The organism is Nocardia acididurans (assembly GCF_016741815.1).
In the GTDB taxonomy this organism is placed as follows: Bacteria; Actinomycetota; Actinomycetes; order Mycobacteriales; family Mycobacteriaceae; genus Nocardia; species Nocardia acididurans.
Window position 1 is genome coordinate 1 of record NZ_JAERRJ010000022.1, and the last position, 18,057, is coordinate 18,057.

Here is an 18,057-nt window from a genome sequence, read left to right on the forward strand (position 1 = left end):
CGCCGATTCGGCCTCACGGGAGGCGGCCTCGATCGATTCCCGCAGCTGCGCGGGATCGGCGACCCGGCGCATACCGCGCCCGCCACCGCCCGCGACGGCCTTCACGAAGATCGGGAAGTCCATGGTCTGCGACGCGGCCAGCAGCGCGTCCACATCCGCGGACGGCTCGCTGGACTTCAGCACCGGCAGTCCGGCGGCCTTGGCGGCGGCGATGGCCCGCGCCTTGTTGCCGGTCAGCTCCAGCACCTGCGCGGACGGCCCGATGAAGGTGATGCCCTCCCGCGCACAGGCGGCAGCCAGGTCCGGGTTCTCGGAAAGAAAACCGTAACCCGGGTAGACAGCGTCCGCCCCCGCGCTCTTGGCCGCCTTGATGATCTCCTCGATCGACAGATACGCCCGGACCGGATGGCCGGGCGTACCGATCTGGTAGGCCTCGTCGGCCTTGAGCCGGTGCACGGAGTTCCGGTCCTCGTAGGGAAACACCGCCACGGTGCCGATGCCGAGTTCGTAGGCTGCGCGGAACGCTCGGATGGCGATCTCGCCGCGGTTGGCGACCAGGACTTTGGAGAACATTCGCCTAAGGTACCTGCCCCCGGATCTCGAACAAGCATCGAACGTCGCTTCGCAGCAATCTTCACAGTCACACCCCGGGCGATTGCGAATCTGTGTTAACGGCCAGGCAACATGGCCGGTAGTCCGGCTCCGGCGCGAATCGGCCATGATTTGCCGGGATGCTAAGCAGGGCAGGCGGCCTCGCGGCCCACGACCCGCGCGCGGCTGGGTAGGCTCTCACAGCGTTGGGCCGAGGTGTGAGCTGCCGTGGCCGCGCACGGTTTGGAGGTAGGCGTGCCACCGGCACAAGAGGATATGGATCCGACGGAAAGCCCTGCGGCGCAATCCGATCGCGCCCGCACCCGCGGCGTCTCGTGGAAGACGGTCGCGGGGGCGCTGGTCCTGGTCGCCACGCTGGTCGTGCTGGCCCTCGAGATGTCGCCCGGCCGCGACCACTCCCAGGCCGGGGCGCCGAGCCGCACGGTGGCCACCCCCACCTCGGCGATAGCGAATTCGCCCCTGGCCGCCGCGAATCCGCCACTGCCCGAGACGGATTCACCGGTGAGCGGAAACGACGTCCCGGTGAGCGAAACAGTCGCGCCCCCGCCGCCGGGCGGCGCGATCAGTGCCGCGCCGAGCCCGGAACCCACCGTCGAACCGGTCGAGCGGATCGAGACCGGCAGCCCTGCGACCACCCCGCCGGTATCGAGCGCGCCTGTCCCCGATGGGAGTTCGGCGTCCGCACTGGAGCAGTGCCACCACTACGCCGCACTGGTGCAGCAGGTCGGAGCCGACGGGGCGATCAGCGTGCTGCGCGACAGCCCCGCCTGGGATATGACCTCGGCCCAGGATCAGGCGATCGCGATCGAGGCCGTCCGCCTGGCCGAGGCCGGAGCCTGCGGCTGAGCGAGTCCGCAGGACGTCATCCCGGCGTACGCCTCACCTGCCCCCACCGCGTGTCCCCGTCATCCCGACGTGCTCGACCAGGCGATCAAGCCTCACTCTCGGGTGAGGAAGTCCAGGGTGTCGGCGATCAGCCGGGGATCTTTGACGACGCCCATATGCGTCGCACCGCGGTAGACGATGGCTCGGCCGTCCGGAATCCCGGCGGCGGTGCGGCGGAGGTTCTCGACCGGATAGGCGGCGTCCCGGTCACCGCCCAGTACGAGCGCCGGGGCGGTGATCTCGGCCAGCCTGCCGGTCAGGTCGAAGGGGTCCTCGGCGCGCACGAAGGCGAGGGTGTCGGCGGGGTTGCGGGGCCGCACGAAGGGGTCGATCAGCCACATGGCCGCGGCGGCGAGCCGGGCGCGCCATGGGGAGGCGATCACCATGGGCGCGCCGTGGTGCAGGCCACGGCGGCCGGCCGCGACCGCCTCGGCATAGGCGAGCTGGGCGGTGCGCACATGCGGTTCGAGGCGGTAGCCGGAGGAGATGGTCACCAGGGTGCGGACGATGTCCGGGTGATCGACCGCCAGCTGCAGGGCGACCGAACCGCCGGAACTGACGCCGATCACGTCCACCGGTTCGCCGAATTCCGCGCGCAGGGCGGCGGCGTGCTGGGCGGCGATATCGGCCATGGTGGTGCCGGGCGCGGTCCCGGGGGCGCGGTTGATCGCGTAGACGCGGAAGTCCCGGGCGAACGGTCGCAGCGTCTCGATCAGCGAATTCCGCATGCGGCCGGTCGGATTGGCGTGATCGGGGGTGAACCAGCTCAGGAACGCCAACGGCCGGCCGGATCCGAGCGCCAGGTACGGCAGGCCGTGTTCGAGAGTTCCCTCGGTGACGCCGGATTCGAGCGCGGGGGCGGTCTTCGTCATGGCTTCCTCCTGGTCCGGTGGGTCGATATCGACTGTGCCGCCGCGTGATCCCACCGTCCAAGATCGGTTTCTTCTGAGTGCCAGCAGTTCCGGTTATCAGGCCGCGGTGAGCGTCTCGGCCTGGGCCGGATCCGATTCCGGCTGCCGGAAGCCGGGGAGGTAGTCGTGCACGAAGGGGATCATGAGCCCGATGAGCGGGCCGATGCCGAAGGCGTAGACGAGGGTGCCGACACCGACGCTGCCGCCGAGCAGGAAGCCGGTGGCCAGGACGGTCGCCTCGATGCCGGTGCGCACCAGCCAGACCGGTCGGCCGGTGCGGCGGACCAGTCCAGTCATCAGGCCATCTCGCGGACCTGGACCCATACCCGCGCCGATGTAGAGCACCGTCGCGATCGCGTTGATGACGACCGCGGCCGCCATCGCGCCGATGCGCAGCGGCAATCCGTGCAGGTCGGGCAGCAGCCAGAGACCGGCGTCGACCGCCACCGCGATGACCACGACATTGCTCACGGTGCCCAGGCCCGGCTTCTGCCGCAGGGGAATCCAGGCCAGTAGCACTACCACGCCGGTGATCGCCACGACCAGTCCGAAGCTGATCGGCACCTGCAGGGTCACCCCCTGATGGAAGACGTCCCACGGGTCCAGCCCCAGGCCCGCCCTGATCATGACGGCCATCGAGAGTCCGTAGAGGACGAGGCCGACGTACAGGGCGGTCAATCGACGAAGCAGCATCGGTCCAGCATGCCCGGCAACTGGACCGTGAATACAGAGCCAGTTGCCGATTGCTGGACCGTTCCGGACCGCCGCCTACGCTGACGGTTATGACCGAAACACCGCGCCTGCGCTACCGGCTCATCACCGGACCCGACGACGCGAGCTTCTGTGAGCGGATCAGCGCACTGCTCGCGGAGGGGTATCGCCTGCACGGGTCCCCGTCGATCACCGCCAACGGCGGCCGCGTGATCGCCGCGCAAGCGGTTGTGCTGGACGAGGATTGAGCGTTCAGCCGCCGAAAGCGCGTGTGAGGCCGCCCATGTCGAAGTAGTCGCGCCAGGCGGCGATCTTGCCATCGGCGATCTCGAACACGCCCATGACCGGGAGCGGGGTCTGCTTACCCGCACCGCGCAGGGTGTCCGTGCGCTCGTTCATCACCAGCGTGCCGTTCACGGTCTGGCGGTGAATGGCGAAGTCGATGCCGTCCAGGGCAGCCGAGAAACTCGTGATGAAGTCGCGAATGGCCTCGCGGCCCACCACCGGATCCATCGGAATATTGTGGTACACAGCGTCTTCGGTGAAGTACGAGGCGATCTCGTCGGCATCGAGGCGGGCCCAGGCCGCGCACATGGCGCGCACCAGGCCGTCAGGGTCGGACATGGTTCTTCCTTTCCAGGCTGCCGCCGATGCGGCGCGCGGCCGCCTCCAATTCGCCGAGATAGCGGCGGCGTTCGGCGCGGGTGACGTCCACGCGCAGGGGCCCGATCTTCAACTCCAGCACGGCATGGCCGCCGCCGTCGAAGACCGGGACGCTCATATAGCTGAGCGGAAGCGCGGCCTCGCCGTCGAAAGTGGCTCGGTCGTAAGCGCTTCCGATGATGGTGGCCAGCTGGGCGAGCACCCGGCCGTGCAGTTCCTTGCTCGACGGGTGATCCGCCAGGTGATGCGCGACATCGGAGAGCACCCGCACGGTGGGCAGGCTGTCGGGTTCAAGCCGCCAGGCGCAATAGCCCGCTGCGCGAAGGGTTTCCAGCACGGACTGCTGTTCGGCGCGGCTCTCGGGTGCGCCGGTGGCGAGCCAATCCTGTTGGCGCGCGGGGCTGGAGTGCGCGATGATCGCCGCTCCGGCGGGGGCGAGCAGGGGAATGCGCGCGCCCTGTTCGATGCCCGCGGTCATCCGGTCCCGGGTGACGGCCACGAATTCCAGGTGATCGCCGCTGATGGCGGTCAGCGCCGCGCCGCAGTCGGTGCGTTCGGCGAGGCGCTCGAGTTCGGCCTCCAGCCGGGCGCGGTCGCCGTTGGAGTCGGCGGCGCGCAGGCCGAGCGCGACCAGCGCCGGACCCAGTTCGTAGCTGAGGTCGGGCAGTCGCCGCACCCAGCCGCGTTCGGCGAGGGCGGTGAGAATGGACCCGGCGGTGGAGCGGTTCAGCTCCAGGGCGTCCGCTATCTCGGCCGCGGTGAGCGGGCTGTGCTGCGCGGCAAGCAGTTCCACGATGGAGGTGACCCGCTGGGTGGGCGGGGAGGTCTCCCCGGCCCGGGTCTTGCCAGTCGGCACACGTTCTCCTAGCCTGTGCATCGATACAAATAGTCGTACCGATTAATGCGGATAATCGTACCGAGGGGACTGGCCTTGCGCACCACCATTGCGGAACCGATCGCGTCGTGATCGCCGATTTCGCCGACAACTGGCTGCTGTACCTGTCCATCCCCGTCGTCGCGGCGCTCATCGGCTGGATCACCAAGATCGTCGCCGTCGAAATGCTCATGCGCCCGCTGCATTTCGTCGGCATCCCGCCGTATCTCGGCTGGCAGGGCGTGGTGCCGCGGGCCTCCGCGCGGATGGCCACCATCGCCGTGGACCTCATGTTCACCAAACTCATCGATCCGCAGGAGATGATCGACCGGATCGACGTCACCGAGCTGACCACCCGGCTGCGCCAGCCCCTCGACGCCGCCGTCGACCACATGGTCCGCGAGATGATGATGCGGCATCAGCCCCGGCTGTGGGTGAACATGCCACCGCTCGCGCAGCGCGCGCTCATCGAACGCGTACAGGAGGGCATGCCGCAGCTCATCGAGGAAATCGTCCTCGACCTGCGCACCAATATCGATCAGGTGATGGACCTGCGCGGCATGGCCATCGACACGCTGGTCAACGACAAGGCGCTGCTGGTCGAGATGGTGCGCCGGGTGGGGCGCAACGAGCTGCGGTTCATCGTGCGCTCCGGGCTCATCTTCGGCACCGTGCTCGGCCTGGTGCAGATGCTGGTCTGGGCGTTCACCCACAATCCGCTGCTCATGCCCGCCTTCGGCGGATTCACCGGCCTGGTCACCGACTGGCTCGCACTGCAGATGATCTTCCGCCCGGTCAAGCCGTTCGGCCTCGGCCCCTTCCGCTGGCAGGGCATGTTCCACCGCCGCCGCGAGAATGTGTGCGCCGACTACGCCGACCTGATCGCCAACGAGATCTTCACCCCGGCAAAGATTCTCGAAGCCGTCCTGGAGGGCGAGCGCGCCGACCGGCTCGCCTCCCTGCTCGCGCACCGCATGCGCGTCTTCGTCGACGGTCAGGCCGGACCGGCCAAACCACTGGTCATGCTGGTGGCCAAGGACGCGGTGACCGCACTCGAAACCGAGGCCGTCACCTACGTTCTCGACTACATCCGCACCGCGGCCACCCTGTTCGACAAGCAGGCCATCGAATCCCTCGATATGCAGTCGCTGGTGGTGGAGAAGACCCGGCTGCTCACCGACGACGAATACGAGGGCCTGCTGCGGCCGGCCTTCAAACAGGACGAATGGAAGCTGGTGGCCATCGGCGCGGTGCTCGGATTCCTGGTCGGCGAACTTCAGGTACAACTGATCCTCGGCTGAAATCCGCCTGTCGGGCAAACTTTCCGACGACCGTTCGGCCGCGCGGAACAGCACCGCCGCGTACCATGGGAACCCGCGCGCGAACTCGCGGACGCCGTCGAATTCGCATGCTACGCAGCCACACCGAAACGCCGAAAACCCTCGCAGTGGGCGAGTTGGCACGGCGAGTCCGCTCAAATAGCGATGTTTGCGAAGCCTGATCGGTACCATCACGCACTGTGCGCAAGATGTATGCGGGTGCCCGACTACGGCGGTTGCGCGAGGAACGTCGGATGACCCAGGCGGCCTTGGCCAAATCCCTGGACCTCTCACCCAGCTACCTCAACCAGCTCGAGCGTGATCAGCGCCCCCTCACCATTCCCGTGCTGCTGAAGCTGAACTCGACGTTCGATCTGGACGTGCAGTTCTTCGCGGCCGACTCCGATGCCCGGCTGGTATCGGATCTGCACGAGATCCTGGTGGAGGCCGCGGGCGGCAATGCCGCGCCCGTGGCCGAGGTGGAGGATCTGGCCACCCGCATGCCCGAGGTCGCGAAAATCGTTGTGGCCATGCATCGGCGACTACGGGCGGCCACCGACCAGCTGGATCTGCTGTCCTCGAAGGTCGCCACACCCACGGGCGCGCCGGGCGTACCCATGCCCTACGAGGACGTGCGCGACTTCTTCTACGACCACCACAATCACATCGCACAGCTCGACCTCGCCGCCGAGCGGCTGTTCGAGGACTGCGGGCTCACCATCGGATCACTGGACCGGCAGCTCGCCCGCGTCGCCGAGGAACGCGCCGGAGTCACCGTCCTGGTGCGCGGCGACGGGGCCGACCCGAATGTGCCCAAGCGGCACTACGAACCGGAGACGCGCACCTTGACGCTGGCGCGCCGGCTGCGGCCCGGACAGCGCGCCTTCCAGATCGCCACCACCCTCGCCTTCCTGCTGCACGGCAACCTGCTCGACGAGGTGCTGGACGAAACACCCTCGCTCACCGACGAATCCAGGACGCTCGCCCGCATCGGGCTGGCCAACTACTTCGCGGGCGCACTCGTGCTGCCGTACAGCAAATTCCTGCGCTCCGCCGAGGAACTGCGCTACGACATCGATCTGCTCGGCCTGCGCTTCGAGGTCGGCTTCGAAACCGTATGCCACCGGCTGAGCACCCTGCAGCGCCAGGGCCAGCGCGGAGTGCCGTTCTTCCTGATCCGCACCGATCGCGCCGGGAACATCTCGAAACGACAGTCCGCCACCGCATTCCACTTCTCCCGGGTGGGCGGCAGCTGCCCGCTGTGGGTGGTGCACGAAGCCTTCGCGCATCCGGGTCGCATGCTCACCCAGATCGCCTCCATGCCCGACGGCCGCCGCTACCTGTGGATCGCCCGCACCGCCAACCCCTCCCCCACCGGATACGGTTCGACCGGAAAGGAATTCGCCATCGGGCTGGGCTGCGATATCGAATACGCCGACCGGCTCGTCTACTCCAAGGGCCTGCAACTCGACGACCCCGGCGCGGCCGTGCCCATCGGCGCGGGCTGCAAGGTGTGCGAGCGGCCCAACTGCGCGCAGCGCGCCTTCCCGCAGATCGGCCGGCCGCTCGCCATCAGCGAGCACACCAGCACCGACCTGCCCTACCCCCGCATCCCCCGATGAAAAGAGCTGTCACACCCGCGCTTTGGTCACCGTGAAGGTCGTGCATCCGGCCGCCTTGGACACCTTCCCGCTGATCGAGTTCACCGCGACCGCGTCAGCGATCAGATCGATCATGAGGTAGTTGTCCGGCCGCTGGATCCACGACCGCTGGGTGAAATTCAGCGTCCGATCCACATAGCGGGTATCCATATCGAAACTGCCCTGCGGCACCGCGGGATTTCCGGGCGTCGGCCCGAACGCGAAAACCGTTCGGGCCGCACTGTTCACCGCGCGCTCGATGGTCAAGGTCAACGCCGTCTCCCCCTGCGCGCACACGTAGGTTCCGGTCCACGTACCCTCCAGCTGCGCCAGCGGCACCGGGCCCTCGACGGTCGAACCGGTCGTCGGCGCGGTACTTCCCGATGTCCTGACGGCCGACGGATCCGGCTGCGCGATTCCCTGCACGGTCTTCCCGCACCCCGTGACCACCAGCAACACGAACACCAACCCCAGCAACCGGTTCCCCACCCGGAGATCATGACATATGCAGCGCCTTGGCGGTCGGCGAGTTCGGGGTCCGCGCCGGGTCCGGGTACGTGCGCAGCACGCGATCGGCGGTTCCCGTCGTGGTCACCGTGAACCAATAGTGCTCGTTCTTGAAATGGTGCAGGCGATGGTTCTTGCGGACGGCTTTGAAAAGGCGGCCCGTGGGCTGGTAGTCGGTGTGGATGAGGTAGTGGGTCCACTCGTAGTAGAGGCCCAGGATGCCTACCAGGACAAGGAAAGTCAGGCCGAGGGCGGGGCGGGGGAAGGCGAGGAGGGTGATCGCCAGGAGGGCGGGGACCAGCCAGAGGAAGGTCTGCCAGGGGATGAAGATCAGGGGGATGTCGCGTGGGTTCGAGTGGTGCTCACGGTGTTTGCGGGCGAGCAGGGAATCCACGGTGACGGGGCCCAGGCGGCGGGGACGCCAGTGCAGGATGAAGACGTGGATGAGCCATTCCACCACTGGGAATGCCGCCAGCATGATCAGCGGGACCAGGGCGTCGGTGATCTGCCAGTCGCCCAGGGCGATTCGGGCTGCGAGGGCTCCGATCAGGATGGCGGCGATGATCCACGGGGTGGGGTGGCGGAGCCATTCGCGGAAGGCCGCGTCCAGAGAAAGCTTTGTGCGGCGCGAGGATTCGGCATCGTCGGCGGCCAGGCGGGCGTGCGCGCGGCGGTCGACCTCGGCGTCGGGGACGCGACGGTCAGGGTTGATCGGGGTCATGGTGCGCCTCCTGTAGACGGCGGATGAAAGTGGTGAATTCCGTTGTCGCCAGGGACAACAGTTCCGTGGCGGCGGTGCGGGCCGCCGGGGCGTCACCGGCGGCGACGGCGTCGGCCAGGGCGCGGTAGCGCTCGGCGTGACCGACCTCGGCGGCCATGACCGAGGCCAGGGCCGCCATGGCGGGCTCGTAGACCGCGCGCAGGTTGTTGAACATGAGGCGGTAGACGATGGAGTCGGCGGCATCGACCAGGTGATCCCAGAAGATCAGCGCGAAACGCTGCTGGGTGATCGGATCGTCGTGGGCGACAAGCTGATCCACTGCCTCACGCAGGGCGGGGACGATGGCCTCACCCCCGCGTTCGGCGGCCAGGCCCGCGATTTCGCGGCCCATGGCCTCGCGGGTCTCCAGAATGCTGCGCAGCACCGCGTGATCGAGCTCGCCGTGCCGGAAGATCAGGCGCGGCAGCATGTCCAGGCCGCCGAAACGGCGGAAGTCGCGGACGGTGGTGCCACCGCCCTGCCGCACCTCCACCAGGCCGGTGTGCGCGAGGCGCTGTAGCGCCTCCCGCACGGTCGGGCGGGATACGCCGAGCGCCTCGGCCAGTTGACGCTCGGCGGGCAGGGTCGCCCCGGGTTCCAGTTCACCGTCCAGCACGGTGTCCACCAGCTGGTCGAAAACCTCGTCCGGGACGGTCCTGCGATCGATCCGCTTCAGCGCCATGCCACGACGGTACGGGGCCGATTGGTCAGAGGTCAAGTGGTCAGACCAATTTGATTTCGCGCAGGTAGGGACACTGTTACGGAGCTAACGCTCGGGTCGAGCACTCCGGGCCGGCCCGACGACGGCGAAACTCCGGCCTATCGGCGCGGCATGCCCGACAACTCAGTCCTTGACCGGCGGAGTGTCCTTGGAGCTGGTGCGCGTGGCTCCCGCCGAGGCAGCGACCACGCAGACGACACCGGCCCATTGACCGAAGCCGAGGACCTGGCCCAGGACGAGCAGGCCCGCGAGCGCGGCGACCGCCGGTTCCAGGCTCATCAAGACGCCGAAGACGCGCGGCGGAATGCGGCGCAGGGCTTCGAGTTCCAAGGAATACGGGACCACCGAGGACAGCAGGGCCACCGCGAAACCTACGGCCAGGACGGCGGGATCGAGCAGGGCGCTGCCCGCTTCGGCAATGCCGATCGGGGCGATGAGAAGACCGCCGAAAGCCATGGCCAGCGCCAAACCGCCGCCGCCACTGGTCCGTTCACCGAGTTTGGCGCTGAGCAGAATGTAGGCCGCCCAGAAGGCTCCCGCCGCCAGCGCCAGCAGAACGCCGGTCATGGAAACGTCGCCGTCGGCCTGAGTGAGGAGCACGACACCACCGAAGGCCAGCAACGCCCACACGGGGTCTATCCATTTGCGGGAACCGGCGAGTGCGACGGCCAGGGGGCCGAGGAATTCGATCGTCACCGCCATGCCCAGGGGGATGCGGTCGATGGCCTCGTAGAAACACAGGTTCATCGAACCCAGGACCGCGCCGTAGGCCAGCACCACCGGGATCGCACGGCGATCGACGCGCAGGGCCGAACGCCAGACGACGAGCAGCACAATGCCCGCGAAACCCAGACGGAGGCCGACCGCACCGGCCGGGCCGATCGAGCCGAAGAGCTGTTTGGCGAAGGCCGCGCCCAACTGCACGCTGACGATGCCGCCCATGACCAGGGCGGTCGGCGGCATGCCGCCGAGCCCCTGCCAGGCGGGCAGGCGGCGGAAGGACGGTCTGCCCGTGGATCTGCGCGGACCGTCGATACCGATCGCCACCATGCGTACTCCTCCTACGGTTCGCCCCCGGAAAACCGGACCGGCGTCGATCCGCCCCCACCGGCCCTGCCGACTACATCGGCTACGACTTGGCCAGATATTCCAGGCGCTCGCCGTCCACGGCGGCGCGCATCATGCTCGCCAGGCCCGGATGCTTCTTCAGGCCCGGATCCGACTCCACCACCTCACGCGCCAATTGCTGTGCGGCGGTGATGACTTCGAGGTCGTCGAGCAGGGAGAGCAGGCGCAGGCTGCGGGCGGTGCCGGACTGCGCGGAGCCGAGCACATCACCTTCCCGGCGCTGGCGCAGGTCGAGGACGGCCAGTTCGAAACCGTCGTTCGTGGCCGCCACGGCTTCCAGACGGGCCATGGCGGTACCGACCGGATTGGTCTCGGTGATGAGCAGGCAGAGACCCGGATGCTTACCTCGGCCGACACGGCCGCGCAGCTGATGCAGCTGGCTGACGCCGAAACGATCCGCGTCCACGATCGCCATGATGGTGGCGTTCGGGACGTCGACGCCGACCTCGACGACCGTGGTGGAGACCAGGACGTCGATCTCGTGATCGTTGAGGGCCCGCATGACACGGTCCTTCTCGTCACCGGGGAGGCGGCCGTGCAGCAGGCCCACGCGTAGGTCCTTCAGCGGGCCGGTGCGCAGCATCTCGTAGACGTCGAGCACCGAATGCGTGGTGGGGCCTTCCTTCTCCTCCTCGGACTTCTTGCGGCCCTTGGCTTTCGAACCCTTGCCGTTCTCCTCGTCGTCACCGATGCGCGAGCAGACGACATAGGCTTGACGGCCCGCCTGCACCTCCTCGTGAATGCGCTCCCAGGCGCGATCCACCCAGGACGGCTTCACCTTGGCCGGAACGACTTTCGAGACGATCGGCGAACGACCGCGCGGAAGCTGGGTCAGCACCGAGGTTTCCAGATCGCCCAGCGTGGTCATGGCGATGGTGCGCGGGATCGGGGTGGCCGTCATGACCAGCAGATGCGGGCTGACGCCGTTCTTCGCCTTGGCGCGCAAGGCATCCCGCTGCTCCACGCCGAAGCGGTGCTGCTCGTCGACCACCACCATGCCGAGATCGAAGAAATCGACATTGTCCTGGATGAGGGCGTGCGTGCCGATCACCAGACCGGCCTCGCCGGTGACGGCGTCCAGCAGCGCGGCCTTCTTCTGACCGGCCGACATGGAACCGGTCACCAGCACCACCTTGGTGGCATTGTCGGCCGCGCCCAGCTCACCGGCGCTCCCGAGATCGCCGAGCATATTCTTCAGCGACCGATAGTGCTGGGCGGCAAGGACTTCCGTGGGCGCGAGCAGGGCGCACTGCCGACCGCTGTCGACCACCTGCAGCATGGCGTGCAGGGCGACGATGGTCTTACCGGAACCCACCTCACCCTGCAGCAGGCGGTGCATGGGGTGCGGACGGGACAGGTCGGCGGAGATCTCGTCGATGACGGTGCGCTGGCCCTCGGTCAACTCGAAGGGCAGACGCTTGTCGAAAGCCGCCGCGATGCCGTCGGTGCGCGGCGGACACGGTTCGGCGCGGCGGCCCTCGGTCTGATGGCGGCGTTCGGCCAGCACCAGCTGCAGGGCCAGGGCCTCGTCGAAACGCAGGCGGTTGCGCGCCTCCTCTATATCGGACTTGCGCTCGGGTAGGTGGATCAGGCGCAGGGCATCGGAGACCGGGGTGAGCGCATGTTCGGCGCGCAGGCTCTCCGGCAGCGGATCGTCGACCGGGTCCAGCTGATCGATGACCTGACGGACGCAGCGCAGGATGTCCCAGCTCTGCACCTTCGCCGTCGCCGGATACACGGGGATGAACTCGCGCTCGAAGAACGACATGTCCACGCCGCCCGCGCCTTTCGCGCTGTTGGCGAGACCGCGCAGCGCGCCGCCGCCGTGCACGGACGTGACCTTGTCGACCTCGCCGTCCACCTTGTTGGGCAGGATCAGATAGTCGGGGTGCGAGAGGTTCCACTGATCGGGCCGCCAGTAGTGCACGGTGCCCGACATCATCGCGCGCACGCCCTCCTTCACCAGATGGCGCACCTTGTCGCCATTGAAGAAGGTGATGTCCACCGGGCGCGGGCCGCCGCTGTCCAGCGACACCTTGAGCAGGCTGCCGCGACGGTTCTTCATCGGCCGCAGATCGGTTTTCGTCACCCGGCCGATGACCGTGATGTGCTGGCCCTCCTCCGGCTGCTCCTCCGACAGGGGCTGCCCCTGGGTGGCGTAGCGCAGCGGATAGTGTCGTAGTAGATCCTCGACCGTATTCATATCGAAGGACTCGGCCAGCTGGTCGGCGGCCTTCACCCCGAGCACATGGTCGAGCCGGTCGTTCAGTGTCGCCATCAGCCCATCACCTCGATCCGCACCGCTATTCCACCCCGATCTGCACCAGATCCACGGCCTGACCGCCGGGATAGACCACCACTTCCACACCCGGGAACCCGGCCGCCACATGCTCGGCCAGCTCCTCCGAAAGTCCTTGCGGCGCTTGCGCGCCCATCAGCATGGTCACCAATTCGCCACCGAGACCGAGCATGCGGTCCAGCAGGGTGCGAGCGGCCGCGCGCACATCGGGGTCGATCACCACCACATCGTGACCGACCAGGCCGAGACCATCACCCGCCGCACAGGTGCCCACAATCGTGAGGGCGCGCTCCGGCGCGATACGCAAAGCGCCCCACCGGGTTCCGGCCGCGGCCTCGGACATGGCGAACGCGTCGTCGGCCGCCGCGCGCCCGGCGTCGTGCATGGACAGCGCCGCCAGCCCCTGCACCATGGAGCCGCTGGGCAGCATGAGCACCTCACGATGCCCGTCGCGCGCGGCCACACTCACCGCGACGAGTTCGTGGGCGGGCAGCGCGCCGTTCGGCAGCACCAGCACCTCCCGCTGCGGCATCCGCTGAATCGCGGCAAGCAGCACGTCGGCCGTCACCTCGCCCTCGAGCACCGCCGCGCCCGCATCCTCGAAAAGCCGCACCGCGCCCGCCCCCGATGCGACCGCCAGAATCCCCCGATCCAGCGGGCCCTGCGGCGCATGCCCCGACACCGCCAGATTCTCGATCCGAATCCCGCTCAGCCGCCCCGCGGCCAGCCCCGCCTCCACGGCGGCACCCGCATCCGCGCAGTGCACGTGCGCCGACCACATTCCGGCCCCGTCCCCGACGACAACGACCGAATCACCGAGCCCGCCGAGCAGATCCCGCAGCTCCGCCATCCTCCGCTCATCGGTGTCGGCGAGCAGGTACATGACCTCGTACTGCGGCACGACCCTATCGTGCGAGACCGAAACATGCTGGGCAACAGCAGATTCCGGCACGGCGACGCGTGCGCCCCCGCTCGCGCCGACGGTGCCGCTGCCGGCGGCACCATTCCCGGCGGCGGTGCCGCTGCGCGCCCGATCGCTCCTCGCCTCCGCAGGCCGAGCCTGGCGGCGATACTCCGGGCGCGCCGGGGCCTGGCCACTCGTCACCGCCACCAGTTGATCCAGCAGTACCAGCAATCCGCGAGCACCGGCGTCCACCACACCGGCTTCGCGCAGCACCCCCAATTGCGCGGGAGTCTCACCGAGCGCCTTCGCCGCACCATCGGCGGCGGCCAGCGCGACAGCGGCCAGCGACTGCTCCGAACAATCAGCGGCCCGCTCGGCCGCCCGATCGAGCACGGTCAGCATCGTCCCCTCCACCGGAGAACTCAATGCCTCCCGCACCAGCACCGCCGCCCGCCGCAACGCCCTGCGCAAGGCGGCCTCCGACAGCGGCCGGTCGCCCACCGAATCGGCGACACCGCGCAGCACCTGCGACAGGATGATCCCCGAATTCCCCCGCGCGCCCACCGTCGCGGCCCGTGCCATCGCCCCGGCGACCGCATCTGCCCGCAGCACGGACGTGATCGGGGCGGCGTCCCGCGCCGGGCCGACCTTCCCTTCGCCCGCGACAGCCGCGGCACCGGCATTCTCAGCGACCTCGGCCGACGCATCCGCCGCCGTGGCCTGCGCGGGCGTGGCCTCCGCCGCCAACGTCTCCTCGGCGGCGATTTCGGCAGCACGCACGGCCGCGCGCATGGTGCTGAGCAGATTCGTGCCGGTATCGGCATCAGCGACGGGAAACACATTCAGCGCATTGATCTCATCCCGATGCTCCTCCAACCCGGCCAGGCAGAGCTGCCCCCAGCGCAGTAGCGCAGTACCGTCGAGCACGTCCCCTACCCCGGGCACCGTCACCGTCCTTCCGCCGCACACACCAGTCCGCCAACCCCGGCAGCCAGCCTAGTCGCCACCACCGACACCACGCTGTCATCCGCTGTTCGGACGGCGCTCATCCGATGTCACACAGGGGGCAATTGGACACGCCCGATACCGTCCGGTTACTCTTGCAGGGTTGCCGTGGCGCAGCGCCGATTCTCCCTCTCAGGTATTGGCCAGCGCCGGCCGGTGTTCTCCACCGGTAGGCACGTCCAAGACACTTAGTTTCCGGACTCGCTGTTTTCGATGCAGCGTGTCCTTACACATGACATGAAGGAGCTCGCGACTATGGCTGCCGTCTGCGACGTCTGCGCCAAGGGCCCCGGCTTCGGTAAGTCGGTTTCGCACTCGCACCGGCGCACCAACCGTCGCTGGAACCCGAACATCCAGACTGTGCGTGCGCAGGTTGCCCCGGGCAACACCCGCCGGATGAACGTGTGCACCTCCTGCCTGAAGGCCGGCAAGGTCGCCCGCGGTTAATCAGTTCTGACGAACGCCCCGGTACCCAGACAATGGGTCAGCCGGGGCGTTTCGTCGTTCCTGGGGAACAGGTCTAGCGAGGGGGTGCGGTGCCCGAGTGGCGGGTCGTTCCGTTGACGAGCGAGCTCGCGCGGAGCATGGCCGAATGCCATATCGATTGCTGGCGTGAGGCGTACCGGGAGCTGGTGCCGCGGCATGTGCTGGACGCCTTCGATGTGGATCGGCGCGCGGCGGCCTGGGACAGGGCGCGCGAGGATCCGGAGCGCACGCTCATGGTGGCCGAGATCGATGGGTACGTCATCGGGTTCGCGGTCGCGGGGGCGAGCCTGGACGAGGCGCCGGTCGCCGAACGGCAGGTGAATGCCCTGTATGTGCGGTCACGCTGGTACGGGTCCGGGGTGGCGCACGATCTGATGCGGGCGGTGCTGACCGAGGACGCGGACACCTCGCTGTGGGTGTTCGAGGAGAATCCGCGCGCCCAGGCCTTCTATCGAAAATTCGGCTTCGAACTCGACGGACAACGCCGAGTCGAAGCCTTCACTCCCGCAAGGGAAGTGCGGATGGTGCGCCGCGTCAGCGGTCGCCGGTGAAGCAGTCCAGGTTCTGGCTGATGGTCATCGGCAGGCAGGCGATGCGCGAGGTGATGCTCGACGACATGGTGGTCGCGCTGTTGGTGTCGAACAAGCTCGCGACGGGTGCGGCAGGCTCCGGCGTGGCGGCGGCCGGCTCCAAGGTGAGGGGCGCAGCGGTTGCGGCGGCCGGGGCTGCGGCGAGCGCCGCGCCCGCGGCGAGCGCGACGAAAACACCACGGGCAGTCTTGTTCTGCATACACATGCTCCTGAATCGGATCAACGGATTGCGGCCTACGGCAGACGCCAGTCCACCGGGGCGGCACCTAATGTACCCAGCAATTCGTTCGTACGTGAGAACGGCCGCGATCCGAAGAAGCCACGCGAGGCCGACAACGGTGACGGATGGGCGGATTCGATGGACGGCGTCGAACCCAGCATGGGCTTCAACGTCGACGCGTCACGACCCCACAGAATGGCCACGAGCGGCTGGTCACGGGCCACGAGCGCCCGAATTGCCTGCTCTGTCACGGCCTCCCAGCCCTTGCCGCGATGCGAGGCCGGCTGCCCCGGCTGCACGGTCAGCACTCGGTTCAGCATGAGCACGCCCTGATCCGACCACGGCGACAGATCACCGTTGGACGGCGTCGGATGCCCGAGATCCTTGGTGTACTCGGAGAAGATGTTCGCCAGGCTGCGCGGCACCGGCGAAACATCCGGGGCCACCGAGAAACTCAGGCCCATCGGATGTCCGGGCGTCGGGTACGGATCCTGGCCGACGATCAGCACCCGCACCTTGTCGAACGGACGCTGGAAGGCGCGCAGCACGTTCTCCCCCTTGGGGAGATAGCCGCGCCCGGAAGCGTTTTCGTTCCGCAGGAATTCGCCCATCTCAGATATACGGTCAGCCACCGGTTCCAGGGCCTCGGCCCAGCCCGTATCGATGACTTCCGACAGTGGTTTTCCACCCATGTCGGGAAAACCTATCGTGGACAGTTTCACGGCGAAACCTCACCCACCCTATGCGAAAGATTCCCAACCGGTAGGTCCGATTCGGACGGCGCCGTCGACCGTCACACCCGAGCCCGCGGCGACCCGTCCGATGGGTACCCAACCTGCGGGCAAATCCCCGGAATCGGCGAAAGTGGCGGCGAAGGCATGGTCCTCGCCGCCGGTCAGAATCCAGTCGAGGGGGGTTGCACCGAGCGCGGCGGCGACCGGCTCGAGCGCCGGATCGTGCAGGGCGGCGGAATCGAGATCGATGGCCACACCGGAGGATTCGGCGATATGCCCGAGATCGGCGAGCAGACCGTCGGAGACATCGGTGAGCGCGGTGATCGCCGCCGACTCCGGCAGATTCAGCACCGCCGCATAGTCCGGGCGCGGGACACGGTGCGCCGCAACCACATCCGCCATGCGATCGACGGGCGTGCCGGTCACCGGATCGGCATCGGCCAGCAGCACCGCCAGCCCCGCCGCCGACCAGCCCAGCTTGCCCGCCACCGCCACGAGGTCACCCGGGCGGGCACCCGAGCGCGTAATCGGTTCCCGCCCACGCGGATCCCCGAACGCCGTCACCGAGATCACCAGCAGCGGACTGCGCACGAAATCACCGCCGGCGATCGAACCACCCGCCCGCTGGGCCTCGGCCCACATACCGTCGGCGAGCCGCTCCATGAACTCGACCTCGGTGTCCGACGGGCACCCCAGCGACACCACGAACGCGCTCGGCGCCGCGCCCATGGACACCACATCCGCGGCATTCTGCGCGATCGCCTTGCGGCCGATGTCCTCCGGATCCGACCAGTCCAACCTGAAATGCCGGTCCTGCAGCAGCATGTCGGTGGTCACCACGAACCGGCCGTCCGGCGCGGCCACCACGGCGGCGTCATCCCCCGGTCCTAGCAGCACGCCCGGCGCCTGCTTGCGATCGGCGGTGATACGCGCGATGAGCGCGAACTCCCCGAGCTCGCGGACGGTACGCGGATGACTGCTGGCGGTGATGACGGTCTCCTCGGCAGTGAGTGGAATGCGGACGGCGAACCATGCGACGGTACCCTCAGACCAGCAATCGACGACCACCCGCCGGGACGTGCCGTGCC

Annotated in this window: 20 protein-coding genes; 6 read left to right on the top strand and 14 right to left on the bottom strand. The window is 68.3% G+C overall.

Translation table 11 applies throughout. The features are described from left to right. Positions 1 to 573 (bottom strand): biotin carboxylase N-terminal domain-containing protein (locus JK358_RS36720; protein WP_307817909.1); only part of this gene is annotated, 573 nt, incomplete at its 3' end. 294 nt (positions 574 to 867) lie between these two features. On the opposite strand from JK358_RS36720, the gene JK358_RS36725 reads away from it, so the two are divergent. Beyond that, on the top strand, positions 868 to 1,458 hold the full coding sequence (locus JK358_RS36725) for a hypothetical protein (protein WP_201957952.1): 591 nt from the start codon (positions 868 to 870) through the stop codon (positions 1,456 to 1,458). Between the two features lie 92 nt (positions 1,459 to 1,550). Here JK358_RS36725 and JK358_RS36730 read toward each other — a convergent pair whose 3' ends face one another. Both JK358_RS36730 and yczE read right to left on the bottom strand, forming a co-directional pair. Continuing rightward, complete coding sequence (locus tag JK358_RS36730; RefSeq protein WP_201957955.1) at positions 1,551 to 2,369, bottom strand: alpha/beta fold hydrolase; 819 nt, start codon at positions 2,367 to 2,369, stop codon at positions 1,551 to 1,553. 96 nt (positions 2,370 to 2,465) lie between these two features. After that, positions 2,466 to 3,101, bottom strand: a complete 636-nt coding sequence (gene yczE, locus JK358_RS36735; RefSeq protein WP_201957956.1) for a membrane protein YczE — start codon at positions 3,099 to 3,101, stop codon at positions 2,466 to 2,468. A gap of 89 nt (positions 3,102 to 3,190) precedes the next feature. Between yczE and JK358_RS36740 the strand changes: the two genes are divergently transcribed. After that, positions 3,191 to 3,367: a DUF1737 domain-containing protein gene (locus JK358_RS36740; protein ID WP_201957958.1), complete on the top strand. Its 177-nt coding sequence runs from the start codon at positions 3,191 to 3,193 to the stop codon at positions 3,365 to 3,367. Positions 3,368 to 3,371: 4 nt separating this feature from the next. Here the strand turns inward: JK358_RS36740 and JK358_RS36745 are convergent, their stop codons facing one another. Next, the gene (locus tag JK358_RS36745; protein ID WP_201957965.1) at positions 3,372 to 3,743 is read right to left on the bottom strand and encodes an SgcJ/EcaC family oxidoreductase; all 372 of its coding nucleotides are present in this window, start codon (positions 3,741 to 3,743) and stop codon (positions 3,372 to 3,374) included. Then, positions 3,730 to 4,638, bottom strand: coding sequence for an IclR family transcriptional regulator (locus tag JK358_RS36750; RefSeq protein ID WP_201957967.1), 909 nt, complete (start codon positions 4,636 to 4,638; stop codon positions 3,730 to 3,732). The genes JK358_RS36745 and JK358_RS36750 overlap by 14 nt, the downstream gene beginning before the upstream one ends. Positions 4,639 to 4,745: 107 nt before the next feature. Here JK358_RS36750 and JK358_RS36755 point away from each other — a divergent pair, with 107 nt between their 5' ends. After that, complete coding sequence (locus JK358_RS36755; RefSeq protein WP_201957969.1) at positions 4,746 to 5,957, top strand: DUF445 domain-containing protein; 1,212 nt, start codon at positions 4,746 to 4,748, stop codon at positions 5,955 to 5,957. 218 nt (positions 5,958 to 6,175) lie between these two features. Then, positions 6,176 to 7,597, top strand: a complete 1,422-nt coding sequence (locus JK358_RS36760; RefSeq protein ID WP_201957971.1) for a short-chain fatty acyl-CoA regulator family protein — start codon at positions 6,176 to 6,178, stop codon at positions 7,595 to 7,597. Between the two features lie 9 nt (positions 7,598 to 7,606). On the opposite strand, the gene JK358_RS36765 is transcribed toward JK358_RS36760, so the two are convergent. The 6 genes from JK358_RS36765 to JK358_RS36790 all read right to left on the bottom strand — a co-directional run bounded on the left by JK358_RS36765 (position 7,607) and on the right by JK358_RS36790 (position 14,861). Then, complete coding sequence (locus JK358_RS36765; protein ID WP_201957972.1) at positions 7,607 to 8,104, bottom strand: hypothetical protein; 498 nt, start codon at positions 8,102 to 8,104, stop codon at positions 7,607 to 7,609. A gap of 7 nt (positions 8,105 to 8,111) precedes the next feature. Then, complete coding sequence (locus JK358_RS36770) at positions 8,112 to 8,843, bottom strand: sterol desaturase family protein (RefSeq protein ID WP_201957973.1); 732 nt, start codon at positions 8,841 to 8,843, stop codon at positions 8,112 to 8,114. Continuing rightward, a complete protein-coding gene (locus JK358_RS36775) occupies positions 8,824 to 9,564 on the bottom strand; it encodes a FadR/GntR family transcriptional regulator (protein ID WP_201957974.1) in 741 nt (246 codons plus the stop codon). The genes JK358_RS36770 and JK358_RS36775 overlap by 20 nt, the downstream gene beginning before the upstream one ends. Before the next feature lie 162 nt (positions 9,565 to 9,726). Next, positions 9,727 to 10,653, bottom strand: a complete 927-nt coding sequence (locus JK358_RS36780) for an EamA family transporter (protein WP_201957975.1) — start codon at positions 10,651 to 10,653, stop codon at positions 9,727 to 9,729. 79 nt (positions 10,654 to 10,732) lie between these two features. After that, positions 10,733 to 13,009 (bottom strand): ATP-dependent DNA helicase RecG, encoded by a 2,277-nt coding sequence (gene recG, locus JK358_RS36785; protein WP_201957976.1) that lies wholly within the window; start codon positions 13,007 to 13,009, stop codon positions 10,733 to 10,735. Between the two features lie 25 nt (positions 13,010 to 13,034). Next, positions 13,035 to 14,861, bottom strand: coding sequence for a DAK2 domain-containing protein (locus tag JK358_RS36790; protein ID WP_307817910.1), 1,827 nt, complete (start codon positions 14,859 to 14,861; stop codon positions 13,035 to 13,037). Positions 14,862 to 15,194: 333 nt separating this feature from the next. On the opposite strand from JK358_RS36790, the gene rpmB reads away from it, so the two are divergent. Then, positions 15,195 to 15,386, top strand: coding sequence for a 50S ribosomal protein L28 (gene rpmB / locus JK358_RS36795; protein ID WP_039799620.1), 192 nt, complete (start codon positions 15,195 to 15,197; stop codon positions 15,384 to 15,386). An 89-nt stretch (positions 15,387 to 15,475) separates the two neighbouring features. Beyond that, positions 15,476 to 15,976, top strand: a complete 501-nt coding sequence (locus tag JK358_RS36800; protein ID WP_307817911.1) for a GNAT family N-acetyltransferase — start codon at positions 15,476 to 15,478, stop codon at positions 15,974 to 15,976. Here JK358_RS36800 and JK358_RS36805 read toward each other — a convergent pair. The 3 genes from JK358_RS36805 to JK358_RS36815 are packed head-to-tail and all read right to left on the bottom strand — an operon-like array spanning position 15,960 to position 17,896. Then, positions 15,960 to 16,214 (bottom strand): hypothetical protein, encoded by a 255-nt coding sequence (locus JK358_RS36805; protein ID WP_201957978.1) that lies wholly within the window; start codon positions 16,212 to 16,214, stop codon positions 15,960 to 15,962. The two genes, JK358_RS36800 and JK358_RS36805, sit on opposite strands and share 17 nt — an antisense overlap. A 35-nt stretch (positions 16,215 to 16,249) precedes the next feature. Then, positions 16,250 to 16,927, bottom strand: coding sequence for a uracil-DNA glycosylase (locus JK358_RS36810; protein WP_201957980.1), 678 nt, complete (start codon positions 16,925 to 16,927; stop codon positions 16,250 to 16,252). Positions 16,928 to 16,975: 48 nt separating this feature from the next. Further along, on the bottom strand, positions 16,976 to 17,896 hold the full coding sequence (locus JK358_RS36815) for a thiamine-phosphate kinase (protein ID WP_372440805.1): 921 nt from the start codon (positions 17,894 to 17,896) through the stop codon (positions 16,976 to 16,978). Positions 17,897 to 18,057: the final 161 nt, after the last annotated feature.

What these genes read in the sequence shown, in the direction of transcription:
- JK358_RS36725 (WP_201957952.1), top strand. Translation starts at nt 868, where the DNA reads ATGGATCCGACGGAAAGCCCTGCGGCGCAATCCGATCGCGCCCGCACC.
- JK358_RS36730 (WP_201957955.1), bottom strand. Translation starts at nt 2,369, where the DNA reads ATGACGAAGACCGCCCCCGCGCTCGAATCCGGCGTCACCGAGGGAACT.
- yczE (WP_201957956.1), bottom strand. Translation starts at nt 3,101, where the DNA reads ATGCTGCTTCGTCGATTGACCGCCCTGTACGTCGGCCTCGTCCTCTAC.
- JK358_RS36740 (WP_201957958.1), top strand. Translation starts at nt 3,191, where the DNA reads ATGACCGAAACACCGCGCCTGCGCTACCGGCTCATCACCGGACCCGAC.
- JK358_RS36745 (WP_201957965.1), bottom strand. Translation starts at nt 3,743, where the DNA reads ATGTCCGACCCTGACGGCCTGGTGCGCGCCATGTGCGCGGCCTGGGCC.
- JK358_RS36770 (WP_201957973.1), bottom strand. Translation starts at nt 8,843, where the DNA reads ATGACCCCGATCAACCCTGACCGTCGCGTCCCCGACGCCGAGGTCGAC.
- JK358_RS36775 (WP_201957974.1), bottom strand. Translation starts at nt 9,564, where the DNA reads ATGGCGCTGAAGCGGATCGATCGCAGGACCGTCCCGGACGAGGTTTTC.
- JK358_RS36780 (WP_201957975.1), bottom strand. Translation starts at nt 10,653, where the DNA reads ATGGTGGCGATCGGTATCGACGGTCCGCGCAGATCCACGGGCAGACCG.
- recG (WP_201957976.1), bottom strand. Translation starts at nt 13,009, where the DNA reads ATGGCGACACTGAACGACCGGCTCGACCATGTGCTCGGGGTGAAGGCC.
- rpmB (WP_039799620.1), top strand. Translation starts at nt 15,195, where the DNA reads ATGGCTGCCGTCTGCGACGTCTGCGCCAAGGGCCCCGGCTTCGGTAAG.
- JK358_RS36805 (WP_201957978.1), bottom strand. Translation starts at nt 16,214, where the DNA reads ATGCAGAACAAGACTGCCCGTGGTGTTTTCGTCGCGCTCGCCGCGGGC.
- JK358_RS36810 (WP_201957980.1), bottom strand. Translation starts at nt 16,927, where the DNA reads ATGGGTGGAAAACCACTGTCGGAAGTCATCGATACGGGCTGGGCCGAG.